Annotated in this window: 24 protein-coding genes; 3 read left to right on the plus strand and 21 right to left on the minus strand. The window is 31.4% G+C overall.

Annotated features, from left to right (window positions below; genetic code table 11):
- From ACXAHM_RS19800 to ACXAHM_RS19810, 3 genes are all read right to left on the minus strand, one after another.
- Positions 1 to 543, minus strand: coding sequence for a heme NO-binding domain-containing protein (locus ACXAHM_RS19800; RefSeq protein ID WP_474963652.1), 543 nt, complete (start codon positions 541 to 543; stop codon positions 1 to 3).
- Positions 544 to 674: 131 nt separating this feature from the next.
- Positions 675 to 1,733: an SGNH/GDSL hydrolase family protein gene (locus ACXAHM_RS19805; RefSeq protein ID WP_474963654.1), complete on the minus strand. Its 1,059-nt coding sequence runs from the start codon at positions 1,731 to 1,733 to the stop codon at positions 675 to 677.
- Positions 1,726 to 2,382: a hypothetical protein gene (locus ACXAHM_RS19810; protein ID WP_474963657.1), complete on the minus strand. Its 657-nt coding sequence runs from the start codon at positions 2,380 to 2,382 to the stop codon at positions 1,726 to 1,728. The genes ACXAHM_RS19805 and ACXAHM_RS19810 overlap by 8 nt, the downstream gene beginning before the upstream one ends.
- Positions 2,383 to 2,789: 407 nt before the next feature.
- Here ACXAHM_RS19810 and ACXAHM_RS19815 point away from each other — a divergent pair, with 407 nt between their 5' ends.
- Positions 2,790 to 3,164 carry a hypothetical protein gene (locus tag ACXAHM_RS19815; protein WP_474963660.1) on the plus strand — a complete coding sequence of 125 codons (375 nt, stop codon included), beginning with the start codon at positions 2,790 to 2,792 and terminating at the stop codon, positions 3,162 to 3,164.
- 58 nt (positions 3,165 to 3,222) lie between these two features.
- On the opposite strand, the gene ACXAHM_RS19820 is transcribed toward ACXAHM_RS19815, so the two are convergent.
- The 9 genes from ACXAHM_RS19820 to ACXAHM_RS19860 form a co-directional block, all read right to left on the minus strand.
- Entirely contained in the window at positions 3,223 to 5,208 is a 1,986-nt protein-coding gene (locus ACXAHM_RS19820; protein WP_474963662.1) for a TonB-dependent receptor plug domain-containing protein, read from the minus strand.
- A gap of 3 nt (positions 5,209 to 5,211) precedes the next feature.
- On the minus strand, positions 5,212 to 6,078 hold the full coding sequence (locus tag ACXAHM_RS19825; protein ID WP_474963664.1) for a hypothetical protein: 867 nt from the start codon (positions 6,076 to 6,078) through the stop codon (positions 5,212 to 5,214).
- Positions 6,079 to 6,207: 129 nt separating this feature from the next.
- A complete protein-coding gene (locus tag ACXAHM_RS19830; RefSeq protein ID WP_474963666.1) occupies positions 6,208 to 6,597 on the minus strand; it encodes a hypothetical protein in 390 nt (129 codons plus the stop codon).
- Between the two features lie 109 nt (positions 6,598 to 6,706).
- Complete coding sequence (locus tag ACXAHM_RS19835; protein WP_474963668.1) at positions 6,707 to 7,228, minus strand: hypothetical protein; 522 nt, start codon at positions 7,226 to 7,228, stop codon at positions 6,707 to 6,709.
- A 22-nt stretch (positions 7,229 to 7,250) separates the two neighbouring features.
- Positions 7,251 to 7,760 carry a hypothetical protein gene (locus tag ACXAHM_RS19840; protein ID WP_474963671.1) on the minus strand — a complete coding sequence of 170 codons (510 nt, stop codon included), beginning with the start codon at positions 7,758 to 7,760 and terminating at the stop codon, positions 7,251 to 7,253.
- A gap of 134 nt (positions 7,761 to 7,894) precedes the next feature.
- Positions 7,895 to 8,206 carry a hypothetical protein gene (locus ACXAHM_RS19845; protein WP_474963673.1) on the minus strand — a complete coding sequence of 104 codons (312 nt, stop codon included), beginning with the start codon at positions 8,204 to 8,206 and terminating at the stop codon, positions 7,895 to 7,897.
- A gap of 3 nt (positions 8,207 to 8,209) precedes the next feature.
- Positions 8,210 to 9,076 carry a 23S rRNA (adenine(1618)-N(6))-methyltransferase RlmF gene (gene rlmF, locus ACXAHM_RS19850; protein ID WP_474963675.1) on the minus strand — a complete coding sequence of 289 codons (867 nt, stop codon included), beginning with the start codon at positions 9,074 to 9,076 and terminating at the stop codon, positions 8,210 to 8,212.
- Between the two features lie 57 nt (positions 9,077 to 9,133).
- On the minus strand, positions 9,134 to 10,075 hold the full coding sequence (locus ACXAHM_RS19855; RefSeq protein WP_474963677.1) for a manganese-dependent inorganic pyrophosphatase: 942 nt from the start codon (positions 10,073 to 10,075) through the stop codon (positions 9,134 to 9,136).
- Positions 10,076 to 10,294: 219 nt separating this feature from the next.
- Positions 10,295 to 11,854, minus strand: a complete 1,560-nt coding sequence (locus ACXAHM_RS19860) for a sulfatase family protein (RefSeq protein ID WP_474963680.1) — start codon at positions 11,852 to 11,854, stop codon at positions 10,295 to 10,297.
- A gap of 393 nt (positions 11,855 to 12,247) precedes the next feature.
- On the opposite strand from ACXAHM_RS19860, the gene ACXAHM_RS19865 reads away from it, so the two are divergent.
- The gene (locus ACXAHM_RS19865; protein WP_474963682.1) at positions 12,248 to 13,315 is read left to right on the plus strand and encodes a CorA family divalent cation transporter; all 1,068 of its coding nucleotides are present in this window, start codon (positions 12,248 to 12,250) and stop codon (positions 13,313 to 13,315) included.
- Positions 13,316 to 13,827: 512 nt separating this feature from the next.
- On the opposite strand, the gene ACXAHM_RS19870 is transcribed toward ACXAHM_RS19865, so the two are convergent.
- The 4 genes from ACXAHM_RS19870 to ACXAHM_RS19885 all read right to left on the minus strand — a co-directional run bounded on the left by ACXAHM_RS19870 (position 13,828) and on the right by ACXAHM_RS19885 (position 17,431).
- A complete protein-coding gene (locus tag ACXAHM_RS19870) occupies positions 13,828 to 14,520 on the minus strand; it encodes a hypothetical protein (RefSeq protein WP_474963684.1) in 693 nt (230 codons plus the stop codon).
- A gap of 70 nt (positions 14,521 to 14,590) precedes the next feature.
- Positions 14,591 to 15,826 carry an RHS repeat domain-containing protein gene (locus ACXAHM_RS19875; protein WP_474963688.1) on the minus strand — a complete coding sequence of 412 codons (1,236 nt, stop codon included), beginning with the start codon at positions 15,824 to 15,826 and terminating at the stop codon, positions 14,591 to 14,593.
- A gap of 333 nt (positions 15,827 to 16,159) precedes the next feature.
- Positions 16,160 to 16,789 carry a hypothetical protein gene (locus ACXAHM_RS19880; RefSeq protein WP_474963691.1) on the minus strand — a complete coding sequence of 210 codons (630 nt, stop codon included), beginning with the start codon at positions 16,787 to 16,789 and terminating at the stop codon, positions 16,160 to 16,162.
- 3 nt (positions 16,790 to 16,792) lie between these two features.
- Complete coding sequence (locus ACXAHM_RS19885) at positions 16,793 to 17,431, minus strand: hypothetical protein (RefSeq protein WP_474963693.1); 639 nt, start codon at positions 17,429 to 17,431, stop codon at positions 16,793 to 16,795.
- 293 nt (positions 17,432 to 17,724) lie between these two features.
- On the opposite strand from ACXAHM_RS19885, the gene ACXAHM_RS19890 reads away from it, so the two are divergent.
- A complete protein-coding gene (locus tag ACXAHM_RS19890) occupies positions 17,725 to 18,147 on the plus strand; it encodes a hypothetical protein (protein ID WP_474963695.1) in 423 nt (140 codons plus the stop codon).
- Between the two features lie 104 nt (positions 18,148 to 18,251).
- Here ACXAHM_RS19890 and ACXAHM_RS19895 read toward each other — a convergent pair whose 3' ends face one another.
- From ACXAHM_RS19895 to ACXAHM_RS19915, 5 genes are all read right to left on the minus strand, one after another.
- Entirely contained in the window at positions 18,252 to 18,788 is a 537-nt protein-coding gene (locus ACXAHM_RS19895; RefSeq protein WP_474963697.1) for a YIP1 family protein, read from the minus strand.
- Between the two features lie 185 nt (positions 18,789 to 18,973).
- Entirely contained in the window at positions 18,974 to 19,408 is a 435-nt protein-coding gene (locus ACXAHM_RS19900) for a hypothetical protein (RefSeq protein ID WP_474963701.1), read from the minus strand.
- A gap of 2 nt (positions 19,409 to 19,410) precedes the next feature.
- The gene (locus ACXAHM_RS19905) at positions 19,411 to 19,860 is read right to left on the minus strand and encodes a hypothetical protein (protein WP_474963705.1); all 450 of its coding nucleotides are present in this window, start codon (positions 19,858 to 19,860) and stop codon (positions 19,411 to 19,413) included.
- 115 nt (positions 19,861 to 19,975) lie between these two features.
- Positions 19,976 to 23,965: a hybrid sensor histidine kinase/response regulator transcription factor gene (locus ACXAHM_RS19910; RefSeq protein ID WP_474963709.1), complete on the minus strand. Its 3,990-nt coding sequence runs from the start codon at positions 23,963 to 23,965 to the stop codon at positions 19,976 to 19,978.
- Between the two features lie 103 nt (positions 23,966 to 24,068).
- Positions 24,069 to 25,589 (minus strand): sulfatase, encoded by a 1,521-nt coding sequence (locus tag ACXAHM_RS19915; RefSeq protein ID WP_474963712.1) that lies wholly within the window; start codon positions 25,587 to 25,589, stop codon positions 24,069 to 24,071.
- Positions 25,590 to 25,881 lie beyond the last annotated feature (292 nt).

Genomic DNA, 25,881 nt, shown 5'->3' on the forward strand with positions numbered 1-25,881 from the left:
TTACCACGTTACAGAAAACTCATCGTACTTTAAACCGTCTTTTCTTCCTTGAATGAGGTGGGTTTGGACTTCAATATCAAAAGCCTCACCTAATCCAAGAATAAGTCCATGTACAAAGTCCGTCAATCCTTCTCTTTTTGAGAAGTATTTTAATTTGAGTTCTTTTTCTGAGATATCCTCAATATCAAATTCTGGAGGTTGGATATTTGGGTAAAGTAACATTACTCGGCTATGGAAGTTGGGAAGGTTCACAAAGAATTCTTTCAATGTATTTCCACCAGTATCCATCAGTGATCCATAATGTTTTTTGGCAGTATTCAACACCCAGTATTTACCAAATGCGATGAGGACATCACTTAAAGGTAATTCTAAAACTTTTGAAGCTGCAATCGCAAGATCAAAAGTTATGGAATCATCATAAATTTCATTTCCAGAAAAAACATCATGGTCTACACCACTTTCCTTTAAGATCGCTTCCCATTTGTCTTCTCCAAAATTTTCAGTGACCAATCCTTCTATAGCTTTGTTTACAATACCGTACATGTGCGTTTCAGTTTTTGAGTTATGCTTTAATGTAAAGAAGCTAAAGAATAAACTTTATGAATAAAAAAAATCCCTCTTTTAATAAGAGGAATCTCAAAAAAATACAGTCTTAATCTATGTATTTTTCTATGTTAAAGAAGATGTTTTTTATCAATAAATTCAATCAATAAAGTTGACATTTCTTTATGTATCTCAACATTTGGGTGACTTCCTTTAGACAAGAAAGGCATCTTATAAGTATAGATTTTATTGTCTTTCAATTGTTCGATAGCCTTTTCAACATATCCATACCATGGAGAGCCATCTCTCACTAAATCCATACATCCCGCTACACAAACAATATTGGTATTAGGGTATTTTTCGCGAATTGATTGGATAAATACCTTATAATGTTCAACTATAAATTTTTCGTCAGGTGTAGATCTACCTATTCTTTTGATGTAATTTTCATTAGTAGGATTTTGATATAACCAACTATCATTTTGTAATAAATTGACAACGATCAAATCAGGAGTTTTTTGCTTAAAGTCCCATTGAGAATTTGGTACATTAGGATTCAAACGATCATATAATTCAGGCATAATCAAATCAAACCAGCTTACTGTAACACCAATACCACTTCTTGCAATACATGTCATTTCTGCATCAAAATGTCTAGCAGTAAGTGCCGAATAAGCTTTGTAATTATTCGTATAATATGGATTATCTTCACCCGTTGTGTCTACATTGGCGTATCCTACCGTAATAGAATTTCCATAAAACTCTATATGTTTCTGTTTCTTTGGTATTTTCGCAAATTTCCCATCTGTTTCTATACCATAAAAAGTTGTTGTCCCTTTAGTATAATCTGTTCTTCTATGAATGATAAATGTGTGTTTTTCTTCCTTTACACTTTCCCATATACGATAACTCTTCTTTGACGAAGTAGGTCGAATTATGTTTTCTTGTTCAACACCATCAATAATAATTGCATAAGCACTTTCACCTCCATTATCACTAAGAATAATATCTAAATAAGACCCTTCTAGTTCAAAAGAAATTGAAGATCCAGGCCAATAAATTTTTGCTGTCGATTCATCAAAATTTATTCTTCCTTCAAACGTGAAAGTATCCTTCATTTTGTTATTTTTAATTTGTCCAAAAGCTGTTGTGAAGCTTAGTAAAATTAAGCTTAATAATAATTTATTCATCTTTTTTAAAAATTTTTGACAGCACTAAATCGGCTTGCTCTGTATCATTTTCTTCAAACGTAAATGCTCCTTTTTCTAAGTATTTATGAAGCATCTGTAGATCCTCAAAATTTGCATTTTGTAAATGCTTTGGAATTTTATAAATGCGTTCATCTTTTTTATCAAATGGGCATTTTACTTTTGAACTATACAAATAGGGAATCAAAATTTTGGAGCAACTAAAGGCAATTTTTTCAATAGAATGTCCCTCAAAATAAGTGGTCAAACGTTCGTTGATATGTTCAAAAAAGTTAATTGTATTGGCTAAACGAAGTCTCGAACCTGCTTTTGATTTCCCTCTGGTTTTTAAGTATTTAATCTGACTTTTTCCTTGTTTTTTACGTACAGCATACGTCGAAAAAGTTTTATGATCTACCAATTGACCATTATCAATAAGTCCTACTGATGCACTTTCTGTTTGAATAATACAAATTACGTATTTTAAACCTGTATTCTTCAGTTCTCGATTTTTACTCCAGGGTAAACGTAATTGAAAATTTCCTTCTTCAGATAATGTATATGAATTCGTTATTTCGTGATAAACAATTTTACTTTCAAACACTGAAAGTAATTCTTCGATTTTGTCTAATGGGATCGTTCTTGTTGGCATTCTATTTATAAAATTTGCTCAAAAATAGTAAAAGTCTTAGTTTATAAGAGGAATGGAAGAAGTTTTATAAAAAAAATGAGTAAGAATTGATGCTTATCACAAATCATCTTAAATTATGTTAGTTGTACATAAAATAGATATCAATCCAAAATTCTTCATTTAAGAAAAAAGTTAAACCCAGCTTATTACATTCAATAATAAATATTATAGGTAAAACTCATTTATTTTATTACACCAACACAATATAATTATATTTGTACTATTTAAAGATTAACATAGCATTATTCAATTAGAAGACATGATTTTAAGTAATTTTTCACAACAAAGGTTGAATTAATTACAAATGAGAATTTATGTATGAATAAATATGTTATATAAACACACCCAAGAACATAACTAAGAAGTCTATGAAAACATTAATTTCTACTATATTTTCATTATTTCTATTATTTGTTGTTGAAGAACTCAATGCCAAAGAGGATAGATTAATAAGGTTAGAAAACTATGTCAATTATCGATTAGAAGAAGTTCAAGCAAGAGACGTTTTAAAGGATTGGGTAGGTATTCATGATAGGAAAAAGAGTACTTACTTATACAATCTTGACACTGAAGAGTTTTTTTGTAAATTTCAAACCGGCATAAGAAGTGCTCAAATCAAAGATTTGATTTACACATCAGGAGTGATTAATGTCAGAATTGATGTAAACGATGATGCTCAAGTCTTTGTTTCCTTTAACAGAAAAACGGGTAAAGTTATACATTGTAAAGCTATGCCTAGATAATATTTTCTCTATAAAAAACTTCCAACTTACAAAGGGACGATTTACATCGCCCCTTTTCTTATATATTAACTCTTATACTTGCCTTCAAATTTCTTCCAATACTTGGGATTTCATTCCAAGCAAATGGATCTACATAATAAGCATTGAGTAAATTATGAATTCCAAAATCTATGAAGCAGTTCATTTTTGACATTTTTAATGCATAGGTAAAATCCAAATTTACAAGATGATAAGGATCTGTTGTTTGCTCTCCTAGAATTTCACTTGGATCTTTCATCCCGATACTATATTCATAAAATAATGTCGTTGTAAACCTTTTCACTTGGAAATTTAAGGACTGTTTGATTGTTAGAGGCCTTTGGTAAGGCAGAGAAGAATGTAACTCATCAATAAAACCATGTTCATTTACCAAGCTTAGATCATATTTCAATTGTTTATGAATTTGCAAATAAGCAAAGAATTCAAGATGTGATGTTTTTGCATTATCAATGTTTTGATAGCGTTTTACACCAAGGGCATCAGGTGTCATTTTACTATAATTATCATCCACAATACCTACAATATAATCATGAATAAAGGCCCATTTTGTTCTGACTCCTACTCCCCATAGATCTTCTTGATATTGTAATGTAAAATCAAATGACGTCACCTTTTCATTTTCTAAATCAGGTGTACCAATATAATCATAACGATCACTTGCATTGAATAAATAAAAGCCATACAATTCACTAGCTGAAGGCATTCTAGAAGTATAAGAAACGCCAAATTTAGCTTGTAATTGACTCGTTAGATCATACTGAAAAAGCCCTGAAAGTGATCCTGCCCATTCATTTCTTGGACCATCGATAAAATAATTCACCGTTTCAAACTGCTTTTTCGCTTCTTCATTTTGCAATTCGCTGGTAGCTGTTTCTATACGAATATTGGTCATTAATTTTAATCGAGATTCAAGTTGCCATTGATCATTTATAGAAAAAGCTAAGGCATTTCTTTGAATATCTCCCCAAGTCAACATGTACATATCAGCACCTCCATTAGGAGAATACATTGTCATATCAGCAAAAAGATGATTGCTATAAAAATCCAGTTTTGCTGTCGTTTTGTGCTTCTCAAAATTCCAATGCAATGCAGACCAAGCTCCCATCGTAGTACTTTGTCCTGGCATATCCATATGAATAGCCACATTCTCACGTTGGGTATCATCCATCACATGATGTATATCGTTGAAGTAGACTTTTGCTTCTAAATGATGTAGGTGTTCTTTATCAAAATGCTTTGAATAACCTATATTTCCCATGATTGCTTTTGCAGAACTCACATCCATATTCAATGCAGGATATCCAATATCTTGGCCATGATCATACATAAACAACATAGTTAATTCATCACTTTTTGTAAATGAATAACGTGATGTCAACGTATGATTTTGCTTTTTATATTGTGTATAATCTACGATCTCTCCATGACCATCTTTATAACTTTGATGATTTCTGTAGGCACCTGAATAACGAATCCCCCATTTTTCCGTTGACTCTTCAATGAAAATGTTACCATCAAATCCATTTGTATTTGAACTGTAAGCCGTTTGAGTACCAGCATGAAAACCATTTTTCAATTCAGGGTATTTCATTTCAGCCGTCACTGTACCCCCCAATGAAGTACCATACATTTGCGATTCATTTTCTTTTAAAACCGTTAATTTTTTTAGGTTAACAGGCTCTAAATAGGAAGTTGCAGGATCCATTTTATCCGTGCATGCTCCAAAAACACGCATCCCATCTATGGCAACTGTAATTTGACCATCAGTAAAACCTTCTACAATCGGTTCATAGGCAAAATTTCCTCTTTTGATTAACTGAATATCATTCCTTTGTTGCATGTATTGGTCTACACTTAGCAAATAGTTGTCCGCAGGAATTGTGTCCATTTCAATCTCAACTTCTTCAAGAAAAATCGTTTTTAAAGCGTCCTGACTGAAACTAATAAAAGGATTCAGCATACAAACCACGAGGACTTGTATACTGAAAATTAGTTGTTTTGACATGGATTAAAATTCAAAGTAGAATGTTTGACCTTCCTCATCGAGAATAGTATTTCCCTCTTCTTCGATGTTTAATTTTAATTGCCATCCACCTGTCATTGTGAAGTTGGCTATTCCTTCATATTTCCCTTCAGAAATAAATACAGGATCAGTATTATTCGAAGACCCATGATTCATTGAAGGTGAAGGCATCCATGGTGTTACAACTATTTCTAAATTATTTAATGGAATATAAGTTTCCAAGCTCATATGATCATGACTAGGCATTCTCTTGAAAGCTAATATTTCATAGGCATTACTTCCCATTGAAGGCTGACCTTCTAAGAAATTATAGCCTAAGATCAATGATTCATCTCCTTCTCCATACCCAGTATTGATCACTGTTTTAAAGGCTGCATCATTCGTTAAGAATTCTACTGCATTAACGGTAATCTCCATTTCCCAAGTGGCAATTTCTGTATCATCTTTAGTATAAGAAACTTCTAACTTCCAATTTCCCATTTCTACTGTAGGCATCATAAATAAGATCTGACCGATACCCGAACCACCTGTTGTTTGCTCATCAAAACCTAACGTTGGCGTAGAATGCATATGGTACATTTCACCATGCATCATTGTCATTATTGGTGTTATTTTCCATTGCCCATTTGGCTCGATAATAGAAGAATCTTTTAATACAAATGCTACGGTATTGACTCCTTCACTTAGAGATTCTTTTGTGGACTGAAGTGCTAATGTAAAATTGTTTGATGCGTCTACTGCAGTTGCAATAGTATATTCTAAAGTGGTGTCATTAGGTGTAATACTTTCCTCATTTGAATTACATGAGCATAAAAAAGCGATTAATGAAATTGTTAAAAGTAAGTTTTTCATTGTATAAAAATTTAGACATAATGATTTAAGCTGGTTTTTAATCCTATGAATCTAGGGATAAAACCAAAAAAAGGGTGTTAAGTAGCAGGCTTATAAAAATAAGCTAGATACATTTCAAAAAAAGTAAGTCTAAACTATTGGGGGACGAAAAACTTTTGAAGCATCATCTGAAGGGATAAATCGCTCTTTTAGAACAAAAGAGGACGAAGCTTCTTCTACAAGATTAAAGAATTCTGGAATAACATAAGATTCATTGTACGCAAAAGAAAGTACAATTTCTTTGTGTGTTGTCTCAGAAGATTCTTGTTGCTTTTTGGACTCCTTTTGGAGTTCTTTGTCAATAAAACACTGTCCGTGACAAGACATTTCAGGTTTGTCTTTATTAATACAAAAGACTTCAGCGATGAAATCTCTTTGCATCTCTAAATCGAGTTTTAATAAAGACACAGAAAATGCATTGAATAGGATCACTCCTGCACAGATCAAGTGTAAGACGTAATGTAAGCGTTCTGTTTTCAACACATTTAAGTTTGTTACGCTGCAAATCTACTTAAGAGATTTAGAAACACCAATAGTATTGAATAAAAATAATGACGGAAATCATTAATAATTGATAAAGAAGGCAACATTACTCTAACCATCTAACATAGAATTGTTTCAATTTTAAAGTATAGAACTTCAAACAAAACTGATCCGTTAAATTTGAATTATATTGATGGTTTTGATTTCTTTTTATTTCTCTAAAAGTATGTTCAGCTTGATCAAACTTATTTAATCCAACATAAGATAGTGCTAACAACCAATCACGGTTTTCACTTTTAGGTAAGTACAATAGTATCTCTTTAGCTTCTTTAAAATCATGGTCTTTTATTTCGAAAAAAGCACTTTCAATAGTATAAGAAACAAATCCAGGTCTCTTGATTTTGTTTAAATCAGTACAACTCTCTAAACTTGTATCTATAAATACGTATTTATTGGCTTTTAAGGGAAAGTAAATTGAAGCACAACAAAGGATGACAAGAGAAAAATAAAGTAAATATTTCCCTATCGTTTTGAATCGTTTTTTTCTTCTAATATTCTGTTGAACAATAGCAATAATAGCTTTATTCTCCTCAATACTAATTCTATTTTGTAATTCTTGTAGTTTCATTCATTTCAAGAATAAAAAGTTTTTAAAGAAGACTTGAAATTCTTCTTTTTAAATCAATTGTTACAGTATTGATAGAAGAAGGACTAAAAATAAAAGAGCTATTACTCTGTTTTGTATACCTTAAAGCTAATTCACGATGCATCAACAAATCATCATCTTGAAAAGGTAATTTTTCTAATAGCTCTTCTGAAAAATCTTCATGACAAGCCAATGAAGAAAAGTAAGTAAAGTTATTAAAAGCTTTAAATGAATTAATCCAAAGTTGTCTTGATAAAGAATAAATATATGTAGACAATGGATAATTAAAATCATAATTCTCAGATTCTAATAACCAAATGATCTTTGAAAGGGAATATTGGAACACTTCTTCGGCATCTTTTTTTGAGCCGTATAAGTTAGACACCATATCTTCTATGGTCTTAAAATTTTCTTTGTAAAGTTGTTTTAAACACTTTTTCAACTCTTTTTTACGAGTTAAATTATGTATCACTTCATCCTCCGATAGTTTCGAAATAAATTTAAAATTTATCATTTTGTTGTAGCTAGTTAATTGTTGAAATCATTAGCAGAATCAATTTGACTTGTCCTGATATTATTTAGTTGAACATTTTGAATGTTCTAGGAATAGGATTTACTCAATTTTAATTTGTACTAATATAGAAGATTTTATTCGGCAGTGAAAGTTTTATGTATTAATTCTCTTGCCATTTCTTCTGCAGATTCTTCTTCTAAGTTTCTTAATTGCAATTCACCTCTATAATAATCTCCACCGTCTTCTAAAAAGCCTTGTCCTTTTGGGGTAAAAACAGGGAAATTTTCAGGTGTAGAAACTTCATATCTTCCATCTTTGGCTACTGTAAATGTTGTAGTTACCTGAAAGTAAAATGCTTTAGTACGTGTATACATATTAAACAACGCATTACTTATGTTCCTTAGTTGATCCGTTAGTAGATATTCTTGTAATTCTTGTTTGTTCATTTATTAAATAAATTTCCAGGCAATGAACCTGCTTTTCTTTTGACCTTGTCCCATGTCAACAACTTTTACCTCTTTTGGTTTTAGAGATTTTAAGAATTTTGTCAAAGGACGTACATTTTCTTGTTTAGATACAAGAGAAGTAAACCAAACCACATTGTTTTTGAATTCGATGCTTTCTTTCATCATGGATTTGATAAATTGAAACTCACCACCTTCACACCATAGTTCATTACTATGACCTCCGAAGTTTAGTTTTATTGCTGTCTTCCCTGTAAGGTTTTTAATTTTTCGTTGACTCCCTTTAAGTGCCTCTTCTTTATTTTTATGGAAAGGAGGATTGCACATACTAAAGGCTAATCGATCGTTTTCTCTGATTATACCTTTAAAGAAGTGATGGATATTAGATTGTTTTCGAACCGCTATTTCTTTAGGTTTAATTTTATTTTTCTTTAAAATATCCACAGCATTGTTGATGGATTGGTCTTCAATTTCGGAGGCGATAAATTGCCATTGAAAAAGTCCTCTCCCTACTAAAGGATAAATTAAATTGGCTCCAGTACCAATATCTAAACCTTTGATTTGATGATCATTTAATTGTGTTGTAGCATGAATCAAATCATGAATCGCTAATATATAATCCGCCCTGCCTGGAACTGGAGGACATAGATAACCTTCTGGAATATCCCAAAATTTCAGATGGTAATAGGCTTTCAATAATGCCTTATTCAATGCAATTACCGCTTTAGGATCGGAAAAATTAATGGTCTCCTTCCCTACTTTGTTTTTGATCACAAAAGTAGATAATGGAGGATATGCATCCAGTAATTTTGGAAAGTGATAACCTTCTTTATGTAGATTTTTTGAATGCATATTTAATAATGGGGAGGATAATAAAGGGTGAAAAGCTTAACCTTTCACCCTCAAAAATTATTTAGTATAGTAAGCAGAAACTGGAGGAATGAAATCTTTTTTACGAGAGATTTTTCCTTCTAAAGCAACACCAAGGTCACCTTTCGTTACGCCATAAGCTTCTTCTAATACTTTGAAATCAGCATCATCAGCACCAATCACAACAGAGTTGTTTGTTGTAAGATCAACATATGCAAAGAAGATAGCATTGTAACCACCATTCTTTTTATTTTCTTGCATTGCTGCTACAATCTCATCGTGTTTTGCGATAACTTTATCAATTAATAAACTCTCACAAACACCGAAACCAATTTTGATATCACCAAAGATGAAATCTTTATAGTCTAAGTTTAAAATCTCTGCTGGAGTATACTTTGATAAATCTGATTTTGCAATCAACATTTCTTGAGCGAAAGCAGCGATATCTGCTACGTCTGCGATTTCAGCTAACATAGCTGCTACTTCTCTATCAATGTCAGTAGTATGAGGTACCGTTAATCCTAATGTATCCGATAAAATTCCTCCTAACATCACACCTGCCATCTCTTTTGAGATTGCTACGTTCATATCTGCATAGTAATCAGCAATGATTGTACAGCATGAAGCTGTAGTACGCATATCGATATGGATAGGTCCTTTTTGGAAGAAGAAGTTATCCTGTACGGCATGGTGATCGATAATAGATAAGATATTTGCTTCAACTACTGAAGCTGCAGATTGAGTTGTTTGGTTATGATCAACGATCACAACGTCTTTTCCTGCAAAATTATCTTCAAACGCTGGTGTTTCAACATTAAAATGATTTAATACAAATTCAGTTTCAGGGTTGATTTCACCTTGTACAATTGGAGTACCACCCCATAGGTTGGCAGCAGCGATTGCTGAACAAGTACAATCTGTATCAGGGTTTTTATGCCCTACAAATAAAGCGTTACTTGGAAAAGATAATTGAACACTCATTCTCTTTTTTAAATTTTGTTGATGTTAATTTTAAAACATGCAAAAATAAACCTTGAAAGAGACCAATCAAATTAAATCGAAATGTTTTTTTCTTAATAGAGATCATCTTCGTGGTGCACACTACTATAAAACAAAAAAAGGCTTACGATGTACAGGAAAAATCCAATAATCGTAAGCCTTTTAACTTGCTACTATTTATTATTTACCAATAAGCTAGGTCTATTTCAATTCTAACTTAGAAGTCTTTTTATAGTCAGTTCCTCTGATTGCCTCAAATTCTTTTAATAATGAAGCTACTAATTCAGGATTTTGTTCTGCGATATTGTTGATCTGTTTTGGATCTTCTTTTAAGTTATAAAGAGCAATTTTGTCTTCATTACCTAACTCAATATTCACCATTGTATTTACCTTAGGACCTTCATAAGCTGGAAGTAAAACGAAATCACCTTTTCTGTAAGAAGTACGTGTAGTCGCTTCTAATACTAATGACTCTCTTCCTTCTTTTGTTTCACCCATCAAAGCACCTAAAACGTTCTCTGAATCTTGAGATTTCATCTCGCTACCTACTAAAGAAGCAAATGAAGCAAATAAGTCCATTTGACAAACTAAAGCATCTGAAGTAGAAGGTTGGATTTTTCCTTTCCAATATGTAATGAAAGGAACGTGTGCACCTGCTTCGTATAAAGAGTATTTACCACCTCTTAATCCACCTGCAGGATCATGCTCTCCTAATTTTTCAACTGCATCATCATAGTAACCGTCGTTTAGAACAGGACCGTTATCAGATGAGAAAACAATTAGTGTATTTTCTTCAATACCTGCTTTACGTAATGTTTTCATCAACTCACCAACTGCCCAATCCGCTTCTACGATTACGTCACCTCTTGGTCCTAACTCTGATTTACCAACAAAACGTGGGTGTGGAGTTCTTGGAACGTGAGGCTGTTGCATTGTATAAGTTAAGAAGAATGGCTTATCTTCTTTTGCTTTTTCTTCAATATATTTTTGTACTTTTCCTAAGAAATGATCAGCCATATCAGTGTCATTCCAAAGTGCCGATTTACCACCTTTCATGTATCCGATTCTTGGAATACCGTTGATAATCGTACTGTTGTGACCATGGTGCCATTTCATTGTCAATAATTCAGGATTGTCTTTACCTGTAGGTTGACCTGGGAAGTTTACGTTATAATTGATTTCGATTGGGTCGTTAGGATCTAAACCTACTACATCACCATTTTCAATATATACAGTAGGTACACGGTCTTGTGTTGCCGCCATAATATAAGAATGATCAAATCCAACATCATTTGGACCTGGGTAGATATGCTCGTTCCAGTCTTTATCGTGTGTACCTAAACCTAAGTGCCACTTACCAATAATAGCTGTATTATAACCTGCTTCTTTTAACATTCCAGCTACTGTTACTTGTGTTGTATCAATTAACATTGGTGCTGAACCTGGTAAAATTTTAGCATTTTTTCTCCATGGATATTGCCCTGTAAAAGCAGCATATCTTGAAGGAGTACAAGTAGCTGATGAAGCATAACCATTTCTGAAGTTTACACCACCATTGGCTAGTGCATCAATATTAGGTGTTTTCACACCTTTGGCACCATTGACACCAATATCTCCATATCCTAAATCATCAAGGTAAACAAAAATGATGTTTGGCTTTTTCGTTAATTCTTCTTCAGAAGATGCTGAGGAAGTACTTTTCTGGCAGCTCCACCCGATTACGGCTAGGCATGCAAGAAATAAGTAGTTTAATTTCTTCATTATTAAAACGTTTTAAGAGGAAGTAAAAGCTTAAAAAAACAAAACCTTTTAAGGGTTTAAAAAGTCAACTTCACAATCTAATATTCATTTCGATTTAGGGTTAAAATTGAATATTTTTTTTGATATTCTTCTTTATTTAATCCTAAAATTCTTGAAATGGACAATATAGGATTGTTTTTTGAACGAAATATCCTCCTTTTAACAAAAAATATCCCCTTTATTTTAACAAAATTACCCACTTTGTTTTGAACAGATTCAATTATAAAAAACTTGATTTTATATTTTTCAAACAGAAATTTATAAAACGAAATCACAAAAATAGCGTGATTATAGGATGTAAAACGATAAATAAATTTCTAACTCAAAAATCTCAAGTCACCTGAATCTAGTCTTATGATCGCTAAGAATAAACATAATGAGGATGTATATGTATCTCCTGAAGAATTAATTTATAATGGAGATCAGAAGAAAAGTCATGCTTCGATTAATGTGATCGACTTTGGTCCTGATCATTATGAAGAAAAAAAGATCAAAGACATCAAAAATGTTGATCAATTTGCTGATCGAGATTCACTGACATGGATTATGTATAATGGTTTACACAATGTTGACTTGATACGTCAATTACAACATGAAAAAATCAATACACATTTCCTATCGGATATTTTAGATACCACGCTCAGACCTAAATTTCACGAGGAAGATGATATTTTCTTTGTTTCAATGAAAATATTAAATTATAATCCAATAAAAAGTGAGATTACCCCTGAGCATTTTTGTTTGATCATTGTGGACAATTGCATGTATACTTTTAATGAGAAAAGTACTGCGATATTTAAGCCATTGATCCAAGAAATAAAAAGAAAGAAAAAGAAAATCGTTAGTAATAACATTGATTATCTTGTCTACCGTGTATTGGATTTGATTACCAATAATTATCAGATCTTATTGAGAACGTTAGAAGATGAAATCGATGATTTGGAAGATTTAATTCTTTCAGATGAAGAAGAAATAGAAATTCTTGATCAAATTATAACTTATAAAAAGTTAGTTAACGAACTCAAGAGATATTTAAAACCAGCCTTAGAAGCTGCCAATAAACTATTCAAATTTGACTCTGAAATTGTTTTAGAGCGCTCTGAATACTTTTATGGCGAGTTGGTCAATGATTTGAAACAAGCCATGGAAATGACGGATGCATTCAAAGAAATGCTTTCTGATCAATTGAATATTTATCATACCACAATTTCATCTAAACTAAATAATGTGATGATGACTTTGACGATATTCTCTGTGATCTTTATTCCTCTTACGTTTATCACAAGTTTGTATGGTACCAATTTCCAATTGATACCTGAATTAACTCTCAAATATGGCTATTTCTACATGTGGGGCATCATGATATTTATTACCACATCTATGCTCTATATATTTAAAAAGAAAAAGTGGATTAATTTCTAACTATTTCCTATTGGAATAGATAATTGTTACAAGTGATCAAACCTTAATTGGATTGGTCACTTTTTTTTAAACCTAATGTAAAAAATTTCATCCTCAATTTTTAAGAAAGAATGAATACCACTGTATTCTATTTGTATGCATGACACCTCAATAATCTTGTGTATACAATGCATTTTGCTGAAGGATGCCTTTCTTTATATATCAGACTGAAGTGCGATGCTGTAATGTAAGTTTCCCTTTCACTCCTATGTAGAGCAATGACAGTTTTCATTTCTTTAGCTAAAGTCAGAGGTTTGATTCTCTATTGTATTTCTTCATGAAGTGTGTTTTAAGATTTTATTGCAAGCCAATCTACCTCTAGATATATTGGCTTGTAATTTTGTGATAAGTTGAAAACTTAATCAAGCGCATTGTTCTAAGTAACACCTATGCCTTAATACTTAAAACAGTTGTGATCAGCAGTGTTCGTAATGATACTTTCACTTAACAAGACTAACCATTAAATAATCTCATTAATCAAAGTATTGATTCACCAAGATAATACTTTTGTCTTCAATAGTTAGATCTAATATTTTTTCAAGCATTTCAACTTCAAAAGTTAATCTTTCATCTACTTTATGTTTATTCTTTTGTATTTGCCCTTTTAATTCCAATACCATTTCTGGTGTTAGTTGATAAATAAAAGTCATAAAACCTCCTACATCAAAATCCATATAACCATGATACAAACCGGTGTAATCTTTTTGACAACATGCTGGATTTTGAAAGTACACCTCAGCTTGATCTTCAGTAAATATTTTTTCTAAAAAATCTTTTGAAAAATGTATTGTAGGTTGACAATACCAACTTTCTTGAAAATAAGAAGCATAATAGTATCGACCATATTCAACAATAGACCAAAATAAATCTGAATCTTTGGGTTTTGAAATAACCCAACCTGATTGTTGGGCATTATACTTTATAGCTTTATAGCTAGCCAAAAAAGATTTTCTCTCACTATTATGTGAGATACTATAAAAGTGATTTAAAAAAGAAATATAATCATTGTCACTACTATCTAATGCATCTTGCATTTTTGATATTTCTGATAATCCATTACCTTTTATTACTTCTTTTATATGATGTAAATAATCAGTATTAAATTTATCTTTATCAAAAATTGTTATAGAATAACTAGAATCTTCACTCAATTTTGTTTGTGCCATACAATAAGTTTGATTAATAAAAAATATTAATATTAAATAGGATACTTTTTTCATATCTGAAATATATAACTTAATCTTTGGATTTTTTATCAGTAGCTTTATAAACATCACCAACAATTTTCTTTGTTTTATCAAATGATCCACTATATAGATTTCGCCATAAGATTAAACCACCACCAATAGCATCAAGTTTTTCAAGTCCTTCTTTAACCTTTGGTCCATATTTCTTCAACATTTTATAAAAACCAACTTCATCCATTAACAATAGATATCTATTTGTTGCAGCAATTCCACCTCTTTTTGTGTAAGATGATTCTCCATGTCTTTTATGAGATTTTTGTAGTTGTTTGATACCATCATTAAAACCATCAAGGGTAAATTTTAAATTTTCAGGTTTTCTAAGTTTTACTTCAAAAAATAAATTATAAGTTCTTGATTGGGGTACAAAACCAAAAAAAAATAGACCTCTCATTCTTTCAGTTTCTAAACTTGTAGGATTCAAATCAGCACCGGTATACATGTACTCAGTAGTATAAGTATGAGAGTGTGGTGCAACAGTTAGTAATACATCATATTGATCAGCTCCATCTGGATTTATATAAGTTTCAACGTCATGTGAATCAGGCTTATTTGCAAATGGGACAATACTAAGTCCTTCTTTAAAATATGAAGTAAGTTCTTCTGCTGCAATTGCTTCTACTACAGCACCAAGAACAGAAGAAAATTCACCTTTATTTATATTTTTAGATGCTCTCCATAAACCATTAATTCCTGATTTCGATCTTTCTACAGTTTGGAGGTAATAGTTTTCATTAAATCTTTTAACTTGATCAGCACCATGTTTTTCTAAAACTGATTTAGTTTTCTGATAATTTGCATCAGAAGCTTTTATTGCCTCTAAACCATCTAAGTCGATAGCAAATATCGGATTATTGCTAGCAAACTGATAGGGTGTTAACCAAGGGTAAGTTGAAGTCAATGGATCGATTGATAAAAATCTACCAATCACTGGATTATACACCCTAAAGCCATAATCTTGAATCAGCTGAGAACTGCTTAAATCCGTATCGTTTTCTTTTCCATTAAACCCATATCTATACTTAGGTTCTTGGAATGAACGATCTTCCATTGCCAAGCCAAACGGGAAATAATCAGATAAAGTATTGATCTCACCATTATCATGTGTGGTTGCAAGAACATTCCCTAAGTGATTGGCATATTCATAAATTCTCTTGAAAGAGGCCAATTGATGTTGTTTTCCTTCGCCATTGTAACTACCTAGTCTACTTGATCCATAAATTGGCACTTCTTTTAGAACAGCTTTTGCGATACGATCACCACTCTCATCATAAGTATACTTTACTGTTTTAGTGACTGAAGTAGGAACATCTCGTAAAGTTCCATTTAGGAAAAGATCACTTTCATTGCTTGCTTAGTTTACTTTAAATTAATTGCCAATGAAATATTGCTTCGAAAGAATTAAACAAACACTTTATAATATTCACATTGTAAATTAAATGTGATAAAAATTTCCAAGTTTATTGATGAAGAAGTGGTTAAATGTTTAGTAAGGTTAAGTTTCTTGATTTCATATTGGAATAGATAATTGTTACAAGTGATCAAACCTTAATTGGATTGGTCACTTTTTTTTGTAATACTCCAAAATTGTTTGAGCATTTAGTGCATCAAGAGATAAAATATTCGCGCTATAAACATAAAAAATAGGGCTTGATGTAAGTGCATTAAGTTCTACTGTGTTTTTAGCTGTTAACCTGTTTGCTACATTTAAAGTATCTTGATAAAATGACAATGGTGGTAAAATATGGGTGACTGGAATGATAATTTCTTGATCCGAAATCACTTTTTGACGATTTCCCTCTAAAACTGGATGATTATTTTTTAAATAACTTATAGGTGTTCCATAAACTAAATAGGTATTCCCCTCAATTAGCTTAACCTTTGTTGTCGTCAGCTGGAGTAATTGTACTTCCCCAATATGCTTTCCTTTTAAATTCTCAGTAATTTGAAAAGTACTAAGCTGGTAATTTTTGTAATTCTGAATTTTTGTAAGGTTACCAATGAAAATATTGTCAGCATGTTGATCAAAATTCTTCGATACATCTTGAATCAATACATCACAACCTCCTTCATAATAGTCTGCTAATTCATCTTCGTAGATAGCATTTGTTTCCTCTTGTTTTTCAATTTGACAAGCGTGAAAAAAGATGCATATAAAAAAAAGGTAATACTTTATAGATTTTTCAATCATAATTTATTTTAATACTTCAGATGATATTGTTTCTATATTTTCATTATTTGAGTTTAAAGGTGTAAATTTCTCTTGTACTAGCCTATTTATTTTAGGTTGAATAAACCATATTCCTAAAGGATAAAATGTAATCCATAAAAAGTTGAGAAATGTCCCTCCCTTTTTTGGTTTTTCAGTTCCGTTTTGAATAGTTTTGGCAATAAAATAGATGCAATAGAAAAGAAGTATTTTCACTGTCAGAGATAAAGAAATGACCAATAAATGTAAGTCTATAACACCTCCCAACAACAAGTGATCAGAACCTTCAACCTCTGTCAACCCTACATCTCCATCAATCATATAAGTGGTAGCAATAAAAGTACTTCCCAAAAGAAATAAAAGTGAGAAATAAGAGGTTTTAAACTTCCATATTTTTAGTCTATTCTTATTTGGTAAAGATTTTTGTAATTCGATACCACTTGCCCAAAACCAAAACCAAAGTCCAAAAGTATGAAGAAATGTCACTGCAATAAATTTAAGTGAAGCTTCAAAAGGTTCATTTGGAATGATCATATAATCAAATAGGTAATTTTTAAATAGGTAAGGAATGCAAATCGTAATAATAAAAATTTGCCAATGTTTTGCTTTGATAAATAGATTCATCTGTATTTAGTATATACACCAATTTTCTCAAAGATAGAGCAGGAAATTCAATTCTCAAGGTTTTCTTTTCATTTTAACGCTTTTGATTAAATGAGTATTTACATTTATTAAAACTCAAAATATATTAATTGAAATTAAATTGTCATACATTTACACCGTCATACATTTTTTATTTCTGTACTTTACCAAATAACCTTTTACATTTTTTTTAAACTGGATAAAATCACTTAGCTAATTATCATTTTTTAGTTTCAATCTAATGTTACTCTTTTATCCACAATCACTATTTAATTATGAAAAAAATCATATTATTCTTAGCACTTACTTCACTTTTAGCTTGTAAAGAAGGTGAAAATTCAAATTTTGTTGATGCAGTTATTCTATCGGAAGGCGAAAATCAAACTGAATTACTTTTGTATCAAAACGGTACTTACGAGGCTTATTCAATTGATGAATCCAAGGAGGAAGCTACCATCATTATTACAACTGGCACTTATAACTCAATAGATGATCAGTCAATTGAAATGACACCAACTTCTCAAAGAAAACATCATTATACATTTGTGTCTGAATTTGTTTCTTGTTTTCCTTATGAATATTCTGAAAAGGAACTTTCCACAGAACCAATAACATCCCAATGTACAACCGTTTTACCGTCTTTAAAGAAACAATTACTTGACGATATGGAAGAATGGAATAAAAATACTTGCTTCTAAAAAGGGCGTAATAAATGTATGACAAAAAGCGTCATCAATTTTTTAGGAATTTTGATGACGCTTTATTTCTATTGTATATATATATTAAAGCAAAAAAAACTTTATTAAAATAAATAGATAATGATCATTATTGAAGGTAGATTCACAACAAAAGTACTGAGAAGAACCAAAGAAAATGATCTTATATATGAGGTTTCCAACAAATTTTTAAGCATTCTTACTTGAAGATACTTTGACCAAAAAATTGCAACTAAAAGTAAAAGCCATCCATTTGGAGTACCTATTAAATAGTACAAAACTGGGAAAGCCACTACATAAGGAATCAAGCTATTACAAATAACTTTTACAATAGAAGTTGTTGATACATTCGATGTTTTGGCTTCAAAAGACCAAAATAATAATTGGGAATACATGACAACGTATAGTGCAGTTCCTAGAAAACTAACTACCGTATAAATCAATACACTAAAAAATGAAACTTCATTTTGAAGGTCAAATGCAACATTTCTTTGTGTATAAATCAATGATAAGAATACTGAGAATATAACTAGTATTGAAAAAGTATTAATTGATGTTTCCTCGTCTTCTAAATTAGAGACAATTTTAGAAGGAGAAACCAAGTTCGTGACGAAAGATTTCATGACAATAGTTGCTAGTTGATTAAAAAGTAGTTGTTGAAATTTTACTAAAGTTAATTTAAATATTCAAGATTACATTTATTTTAATAACTTTCTTTCATCATCACATCCTAAGTAAACGATTCCAACCTCTTTTAATAAATAAGAAACACAATAAGACTATAAATTTCATACTACATTAAATAATACTAATGATTTGATAAAAGTTTTTCTTCTAAAATTTCTTTTTTGAATTGACTCCACAAGCTTAATTTCTCTGAATAAAAACAATATTCTATTTCAAAATTTCCACTTGACATTTGGATAGGAATCACTTCGAATTTTACTTCTTCAGTATACCAATCATTGTCATATTTCAATTCAAAACCATCATGAATTGTATACTTTTTATGACTTTGAAGTATTGCTTCCCCTTCAATATTACCTTTAATTGAATATCTTAAATGTGTAGTGTTTATTGCATTTTTATCCGCATTTAAAACCACTATTTTTTGCTCATTATCTAATGTTACAATTACTTTTCCTTCACTTTTTAGTTTTGGAGTATGGTGTAAATAAAAATACATACACATTAAAGCGATAAATAAACCAAATGTGACTGATAAATTCTCTTTTTTAGTCATGATTAGTTAGTTGGTTGAAGATCTAATGTTGACAATGAACAAATATCTCCATCCACAAATTCTTGACGTGCTTTCTGAGAGAAGAGGATGTATCGTGAATAATATTCAAAAGCACTGCTTTTATAAGACAATTCGTTTTTTAAGAAAGATGTAATTAATTCAGACAAATTTAAATCAGGGTGATCATGAATATATTTACGAGTAAGCTTCATCCAATACACCGTTAATGTTTCATGGTATCCAGAGGTCACTGTATTTTCATTGCCAATACTAACATTGTAGGCCTTGATTCGTTCTCTGATAAGCGTTAATGCATCTGTTGCGGGATATTTTATATTATGCCAAAAAGCCACTATTAAATGTGCTTCATGTGTCCATTGCTCGCGAGGTAATGTCAGTTCAATAAATTCACTCGTTAGCTTTTCTATATTAGTTTGTTGGTAATCAGTCATAAGTGTAAAAAGTAATTTCGATTAAAAAGTAAGATGAGCAATGAAGTTAGGAAGGAGTCTTGTAAAAACAAAAAAACTCCACTTTTAGAATGGAGTTTCTCATTAAAATTTCAACTTAAACTACTGCCTGTTCTTTGTATTCGTCAGGCTCTACACCGTATTGCTTTTTGAATTCACGTTTAAAATAGCGGGAATCATTTATACCTACATTTTCAGCAATCTCTTTCAGACTATAATTGGTGTCCAAGATCATTTGAGCTGCTCTTTTTAATCGGACAGAGCGAATAAAAGCGACAATTGTTTTGTTGGTTAATGCTTTGATTTTACGGTAGAGTGTAGATTGACTCATACACATATGACTGGCTAATTGCTCTACATTTAGGTCGTCATTATCAATATTTTCTTCAATATATTGGACTGCCTTTTGTATCAGTAATTGATCCTCAGTCAATGGTTTTTCAATCACTTCTACTTTTTCACTTTTCGGAAGTTCCTTTCCTTTTGGAATTAATTGTGATTGATAAAAGTCTAAAAGTTGTTGTTTGTAAGCCAAGAGATTTCTTACTTTTTCCTTAATCACTTTACTTACAAAAGGCTTTCTCAAGAAATCATTGGCTCCAAACTCTAAACCTTGTAATTCATTTTCAGTTGTTGCATTTGCTGTTAATAATAATAATGGAATACTTGAAAGTTCAGGTTTCTGTTTTACTTCTTTACAGAAAGTCAAACCATCCATCACGGGCATCATCACATCAGAAATTATGATATCTACTTTCTCTTTTTCAAGGACTTCTAAGGCTTCTTGGCCATTTACACTTTTCAAAATATGATATTGATCTTGGAAAATAGATTCTAGGTATTCTAAGATGTCCAAGTTATCATCTACTAATAGTAATGTATTTTTTTCTTCTTCATTAAAGTGGACTTCAGAAGTAGTCATTTCCATTACCGATTCAATGATAGGTAATTCGATTGTAAATGTACTCCCTTTTCCTTCTGTGCTTTCCACTGCAATTGTTCCACTATGCAGCTCTACAATATTTTGCGAAAGTGATAATCCAATTCCCGTCCCTTTTTGTTCATGAGCTGTTTTCTTTTCCCCTTGATAATATCTTTGGAAAATAGATTTTATATCCTTCTTCGGAATGCCTACTCCTTCATCTTTCACTTGGATTTTAATTTTCTTATCAACCTCTAATTTGATCCAGATATTTTTGCCATTCGGTGTAAATTTGATCGCATTCGAAATTAAATTATTGATAACTATTTCTATTTTCTCTTGATCTAATTTATATAATTGCTGATCAGAAATCTCCGTATTAAAATGTAATTGTAGACCAGAAGATTGTACTAAAGCTTTGAATTCCCAACATTTATTTTCTATCAATTTCTTTAATGAGACATATTGATAAGACAGGGTTATTTTATTGTTTTCAATTTTTCTAAAATCCAATAATTGATTTACAAGTACTAATAATCCACTCGCATTTTTATTGATGATTTTAAGTTTTGACTTATACTTCTGAGGCAAATCTTTTTCATCTAAAAGTTCTTCTAAAGGAGAATGGATTAAGGTAAGAGGAGTTCTAATTTCGTGAGAAATATTTGTAAAGAAACGTACTTTAGCCTCCGTAATTTCATGTTCTTTTTCCTTTTCTAAATTGGCTAATCTCACTTTATTTTCAAGTTTTTCTTTTCTGATAAAGAAAGAGAAAACGCCGAAAAGAAGTAACAAGAATATACTCAAATAGATGATATAAGCGGTAGTCGTTTTCCAAGGAGAAGGACTTACATTGATAATCAATTGATTAATAATACCACATTCTCCAGCTTTACAAGCTTTGATTTCAATTATATTTTCACCTGCCGGTAATTGTGTTAGTGTAATACTTGAAGCATGTTGATTTTCAATCCATTGTTCAGAAATTGTACTGACTCTGTAATAGAAATTGATATTCTTTTGATCGATATAATCCGTAGTATTGATATCCAATCGAATAACTTTATCCTTGTAAGAAAGTTGTACTTCCTTTGTAAAAGGTAAGATATTGTCTAATACGATTTTATGATTGAGAGAATCTCCAACTTGAATGTATTTATTATCTACAAACATTTTTGAAAAATAGGCATTGGGTGTTGTTTTTTGAGCAGAGATAAATTCAGGAGAAAAAACTAACATTCCTTTTTGTCCACCAAAATAGATTAAGTCTTTATGATAATAAACAGCATCTAAATTGATCGAAGATACATTTACTCCATCTTCCTTAGTAAAGTTATTGATGGCCCCCGTTTTCAAATTTAAGCTACTGATACCTTTCGATAAACCCAACCATACATTTTGATGATCATCTAAAATAATAGCGTTAATACATTTGTTTTCCAGCCCAGATTTTTTATCATAGAAGGCTATCTTTTTTAATTCATCCGTTGTATTATCTAATACTAAAAGTCCATTAGCTGAACCTACAAAAAGCGTATCCTGTTGTGGGGTTGTTTTTATGGAAAGAATGATATTTGAAGGAAAATCAAATTGTGTTTTTAAATCAATAAATTCCCCTGTATTAGAATCTGTATCCCAATTATATAATCCTTGAAAAGTACCAATCCATAGATGATTATTTTTACCTTTAATGATATGTTCAACTCTATCTGCTGTAAAATAATTACTCTTCTTTTCTTCTGGAGAAAAATAATGAATTTGATCTATATTCAGTGCTTTTTCACTATCTACAACCGCTAAACCTGACTGTTGCAATCCAAACCAGATTTTATGTTTCTCTTCATCAAAGTAAATAGATTTTAGCTTTCTAAATTTCGTAGATCCAAAAAATTGATGTTTTGCATTAGGGTTATCTAGAGGAAAAATAAAAAGTCCTTTTGAAGTCGCTACGTACATCTCTCCTTTGATTTCTTTGAAAAAAGAAATGACAATATTCTGGGCTGATTTTACTTTACGATATGTTTTATCTTTTGCTTTTTTATAATTTAATCCACCATTTTTAGTCCCTATCCATTGATTCCCTTTGGAGTCGACATATAGACTATTGATATTATTATCAGAGAAACCGATGTTCTGTTTTAGGGTATTTGCAATTTTATAAATCCCTCTGTTTTCAATTAGTTTAACTACACCTCCATGAGTCGTTGTAATCCATATTACACCATTGTCATCAATAAAGATATCTGTAATGCCCTCGTAATTTTTATTGATCTCATTTTCTGGAAGTAGGTCGATTTTCTTAAATTCCGTTTTCTCAGAGTTACTTCTAAAAAGTCCATTTTTCCAGGTACCTACCCATAAACGACCTTGTTTATCAGAGATAATTGAATTGATCAGACGTATCTTTCCTTGATTCTTAACGATTAATTTTTCGGTCTTTTTCTTAGAAATATCATAAACATAAATCCCTTTAGGTACTCCAAAATAGAATGCATTTCTACTTGAATCAAATATGATTTTTGATATCCAATTGAGTCCTTGTATTGGATGTCTTATAGATTTATTTTCTTCCTCTTTGAATTCAAATAAACTTCCAGCGGATGCATACCAGATATTTCCCTTTTTAATTTCTTGAATCGTTTGAATCACTCGTTTTTGCTTCTGATGAAAAACGATTTTCTTTGATTTTGGATCAATTACAAAAAAGCCATTAGCCCAAGTACCAATACAAAGCAGCCCCGACTGAGTTTCTGCTAAAGCTGTTACTCTCAGAAAAGTATTTTCTTTAATGTAACTTTCAAATAGATGATTATAGCTTACAAACTGATCTTTAGCAATGTTATAACTGGAAAGACCTCCACTTTTAGTACCAACCCAAAGGATATTATCATGCCCTAAAGTAAGTGTCTCTATATCCTCACTATAAAATTGATTATAACGTTTAGAAGGCTTCAAATACTCAAAACCTTGTGCATCCAATTTTACAATACCTTCACTACTTCCAAACCACAATTGTCCTAGATTATCTTTCACAACTCTTGTTACAGAATTATTCGATAATCCATTAGACACATTTAAGTATTCGATGAGGTAATCTTCTTTCGTTTGTGCAAAAGAATTTTGGGTAAAGAAAATTAGCGAAATAAATAGAATAAGTCTGTTCATAAGTACAACAATGGTAATAGCGTCAAAAATACACGATTAGAAATAGAGTAAAAAAATGGCTAATAGTTATTAACAAGTGAAACTATTAGCCATGCTTTAAAAATTAGTCAACGATTCTTTGAGAACCCCACCAATCTTTATTCGGTTGATATTCATCTCCAAGCATTTGTAATCTATGCTTTTCCAGAGATTTCATTTTCTTAGTTCTAATTTTCTGAAGGTGTTTCGCTTCAGCTTCTTGCGTCCAAGTATTGTCTTTTTCAGGATATTTTGCTCCTACTTCATTCAAGTAAGTAAACAAATTATCGCTAAGATTTTTAACGATAGAAGGATAATCCGACGCAATGTTTTTAGATTCTGTATTATCTACTTCCAAGTTGTATAACTCTTCTCTATTGTCTTCATAATAATGGATAAGTTTCCATTTTCCTGAACGAATTACTGAAGAAGGTTCACCGCCTTGGTTGCCATAATGTGGGTAATGCCACACAATGGCTCTATCTTCTGTTTGCTCGCCTTTGAAAATTGGTGCTAAACTAATTCCATCTACATGCTGATCTGGATATTGGGGTAAACCAGCTAATTCTAATAATGTTGGATAAAAATCTGTGCCAGTAACTGGTACATTACTATGACTCCCTTTATTTTTCATTCCAGGAACCTTTATGATATAAGGCGTTCTCAATCCACCTTCAAATTGGTATCCTTTTCCACCTTTTAATGGTAGGTTAGAAGTAGAGAAATTATCACCAGCAGATACGCCACCGTTATCCCCTGTAAAGACAATAATAGTGTTTTTCTCTAAGCCCATTTCTTGTAATGAGTTTAACACTACACCAACAGCATCGTCCATAGTTTCAACTAATCCTCCATAAACAGGATTGTCCTGATGTTGTCTGATCGGTAAAAATTTACCCATTTTATAACCTGTAGAATCAACACCTTGCTCCACAGCCTTATTTCTATACTTTCTCCACTTTTCTTCAGTAGTCTGAATAGGTCCATGCACAGCATAAAAAGATAGACAAGCAAAGAAAGGTTTTTCATCATCCTTGTGTTCTTGTATAAAATCTACTGTTTCATTTGCTAAACGCATAGATAAGTTTTCTCCTTTTGGACCATCTTCCATTTTAGGGTTCTTATAAGGAGAAAAATAGCCTCCTTTAGGGCTTCCTGCATGGAAACCACCTACATTGATATCGAAACCATGATCTTCTGGAAGTGAACCTTCACCACCTACATGCCACTTACCTGCAAAAAAAGTTGTATACCCATTTTCCTTGAATGCTTCTGGCATTGTTATATAAGCAGTATCTAATTTATGCTCATAATAAGCAGGCAAAAGTTTATTATGCCTTTTTTGTTTACGCCACTTTTCTCCTTCAGGAGCACCAATCCAATCGGTGATACCATGTCTTGCTGGAGACTTACCCGTCATAATACTCGCACGAGATGGACTACATACCTGACAAGAAGCATATCCTTGATCAAATTGCAACCCTTGTGCTGCTAAACCATCGATGTTGGGCGTCTCATAATATTTAGAGTCTGTTGTCGACAAATCATGTGCACCTAAGTCATCTGCTATAATAAATAGGATGTTGGGTGCCTTGTCTGAAGTCACACTATGCTTATTTTGTCCACTCTTACAAGAAAAGAGTGACCATAGTATGATTACAGTAAAGAACCGTTTTGATATCAATTTCATTGACAAACATTATAAAGTGATTAACAAAATAAACGTCACAAATACGCAACAAATGTAGGGGGAAAATTATCTTTGCCCCTGGATATTTTCATCAATATATCGTCCATTTTCGGCATTAAGGTTGATCAAAATTTCCATCGCTAATTTTATAAATTACACATTATCATATACTTAACTAAATAATAACATTTTCATCACAGTTTGACGA

The organism is Flammeovirga sp. AWQ4_249 (assembly GCF_056161045.1).

What these genes read in the sequence shown, in the direction of transcription:
- ACXAHM_RS19800 (WP_474963652.1), bottom strand. Translation starts at nt 543, where the DNA reads ATGTACGGTATTGTAAACAAAGCTATAGAAGGATTGGTCACTGAAAAT.
- ACXAHM_RS19805 (WP_474963654.1), bottom strand. Translation starts at nt 1,733, where the DNA reads ATGAATAAATTATTATTAAGCTTAATTTTACTAAGCTTCACAACAGCT.
- ACXAHM_RS19810 (WP_474963657.1), bottom strand. Translation starts at nt 2,382, where the DNA reads ATGCCAACAAGAACGATCCCATTAGACAAAATCGAAGAATTACTTTCA.
- ACXAHM_RS19815 (WP_474963660.1), top strand. Translation starts at nt 2,790, where the DNA reads ATGAAAACATTAATTTCTACTATATTTTCATTATTTCTATTATTTGTT.
- ACXAHM_RS19820 (WP_474963662.1), bottom strand. Translation starts at nt 5,208, where the DNA reads ATGTCAAAACAACTAATTTTCAGTATACAAGTCCTCGTGGTTTGTATG.
- ACXAHM_RS19825 (WP_474963664.1), bottom strand. Translation starts at nt 6,078, where the DNA reads ATGAAAAACTTACTTTTAACAATTTCATTAATCGCTTTTTTATGCTCA.
- ACXAHM_RS19835 (WP_474963668.1), bottom strand. Translation starts at nt 7,228, where the DNA reads ATGAAACTACAAGAATTACAAAATAGAATTAGTATTGAGGAGAATAAA.
- ACXAHM_RS19840 (WP_474963671.1), bottom strand. Translation starts at nt 7,760, where the DNA reads ATGATAAATTTTAAATTTATTTCGAAACTATCGGAGGATGAAGTGATA.
- ACXAHM_RS19845 (WP_474963673.1), bottom strand. Translation starts at nt 8,206, where the DNA reads ATGAACAAACAAGAATTACAAGAATATCTACTAACGGATCAACTAAGG.
- rlmF (WP_474963675.1), bottom strand. Translation starts at nt 9,076, where the DNA reads ATGCATTCAAAAAATCTACATAAAGAAGGTTATCACTTTCCAAAATTA.
- ACXAHM_RS19855 (WP_474963677.1), bottom strand. Translation starts at nt 10,075, where the DNA reads ATGAGTGTTCAATTATCTTTTCCAAGTAACGCTTTATTTGTAGGGCAT.
- ACXAHM_RS19860 (WP_474963680.1), bottom strand. Translation starts at nt 11,854, where the DNA reads ATGAAGAAATTAAACTACTTATTTCTTGCATGCCTAGCCGTAATCGGG.
- ACXAHM_RS19865 (WP_474963682.1), top strand. Translation starts at nt 12,248, where the DNA reads ATGATCGCTAAGAATAAACATAATGAGGATGTATATGTATCTCCTGAA.
- ACXAHM_RS19870 (WP_474963684.1), bottom strand. Translation starts at nt 14,520, where the DNA reads ATGGCACAAACAAAATTGAGTGAAGATTCTAGTTATTCTATAACAATT.
- ACXAHM_RS19880 (WP_474963691.1), bottom strand. Translation starts at nt 16,789, where the DNA reads ATGATTGAAAAATCTATAAAGTATTACCTTTTTTTTATATGCATCTTT.
- ACXAHM_RS19885 (WP_474963693.1), bottom strand. Translation starts at nt 17,431, where the DNA reads ATGAATCTATTTATCAAAGCAAAACATTGGCAAATTTTTATTATTACG.
- ACXAHM_RS19890 (WP_474963695.1), top strand. Translation starts at nt 17,725, where the DNA reads ATGAAAAAAATCATATTATTCTTAGCACTTACTTCACTTTTAGCTTGT.
- ACXAHM_RS19895 (WP_474963697.1), bottom strand. Translation starts at nt 18,788, where the DNA reads ATGAAATCTTTCGTCACGAACTTGGTTTCTCCTTCTAAAATTGTCTCT.
- ACXAHM_RS19900 (WP_474963701.1), bottom strand. Translation starts at nt 19,408, where the DNA reads ATGACTAAAAAAGAGAATTTATCAGTCACATTTGGTTTATTTATCGCT.
- ACXAHM_RS19905 (WP_474963705.1), bottom strand. Translation starts at nt 19,860, where the DNA reads ATGACTGATTACCAACAAACTAATATAGAAAAGCTAACGAGTGAATTT.
- ACXAHM_RS19910 (WP_474963709.1), bottom strand. Translation starts at nt 23,965, where the DNA reads ATGAACAGACTTATTCTATTTATTTCGCTAATTTTCTTTACCCAAAAT.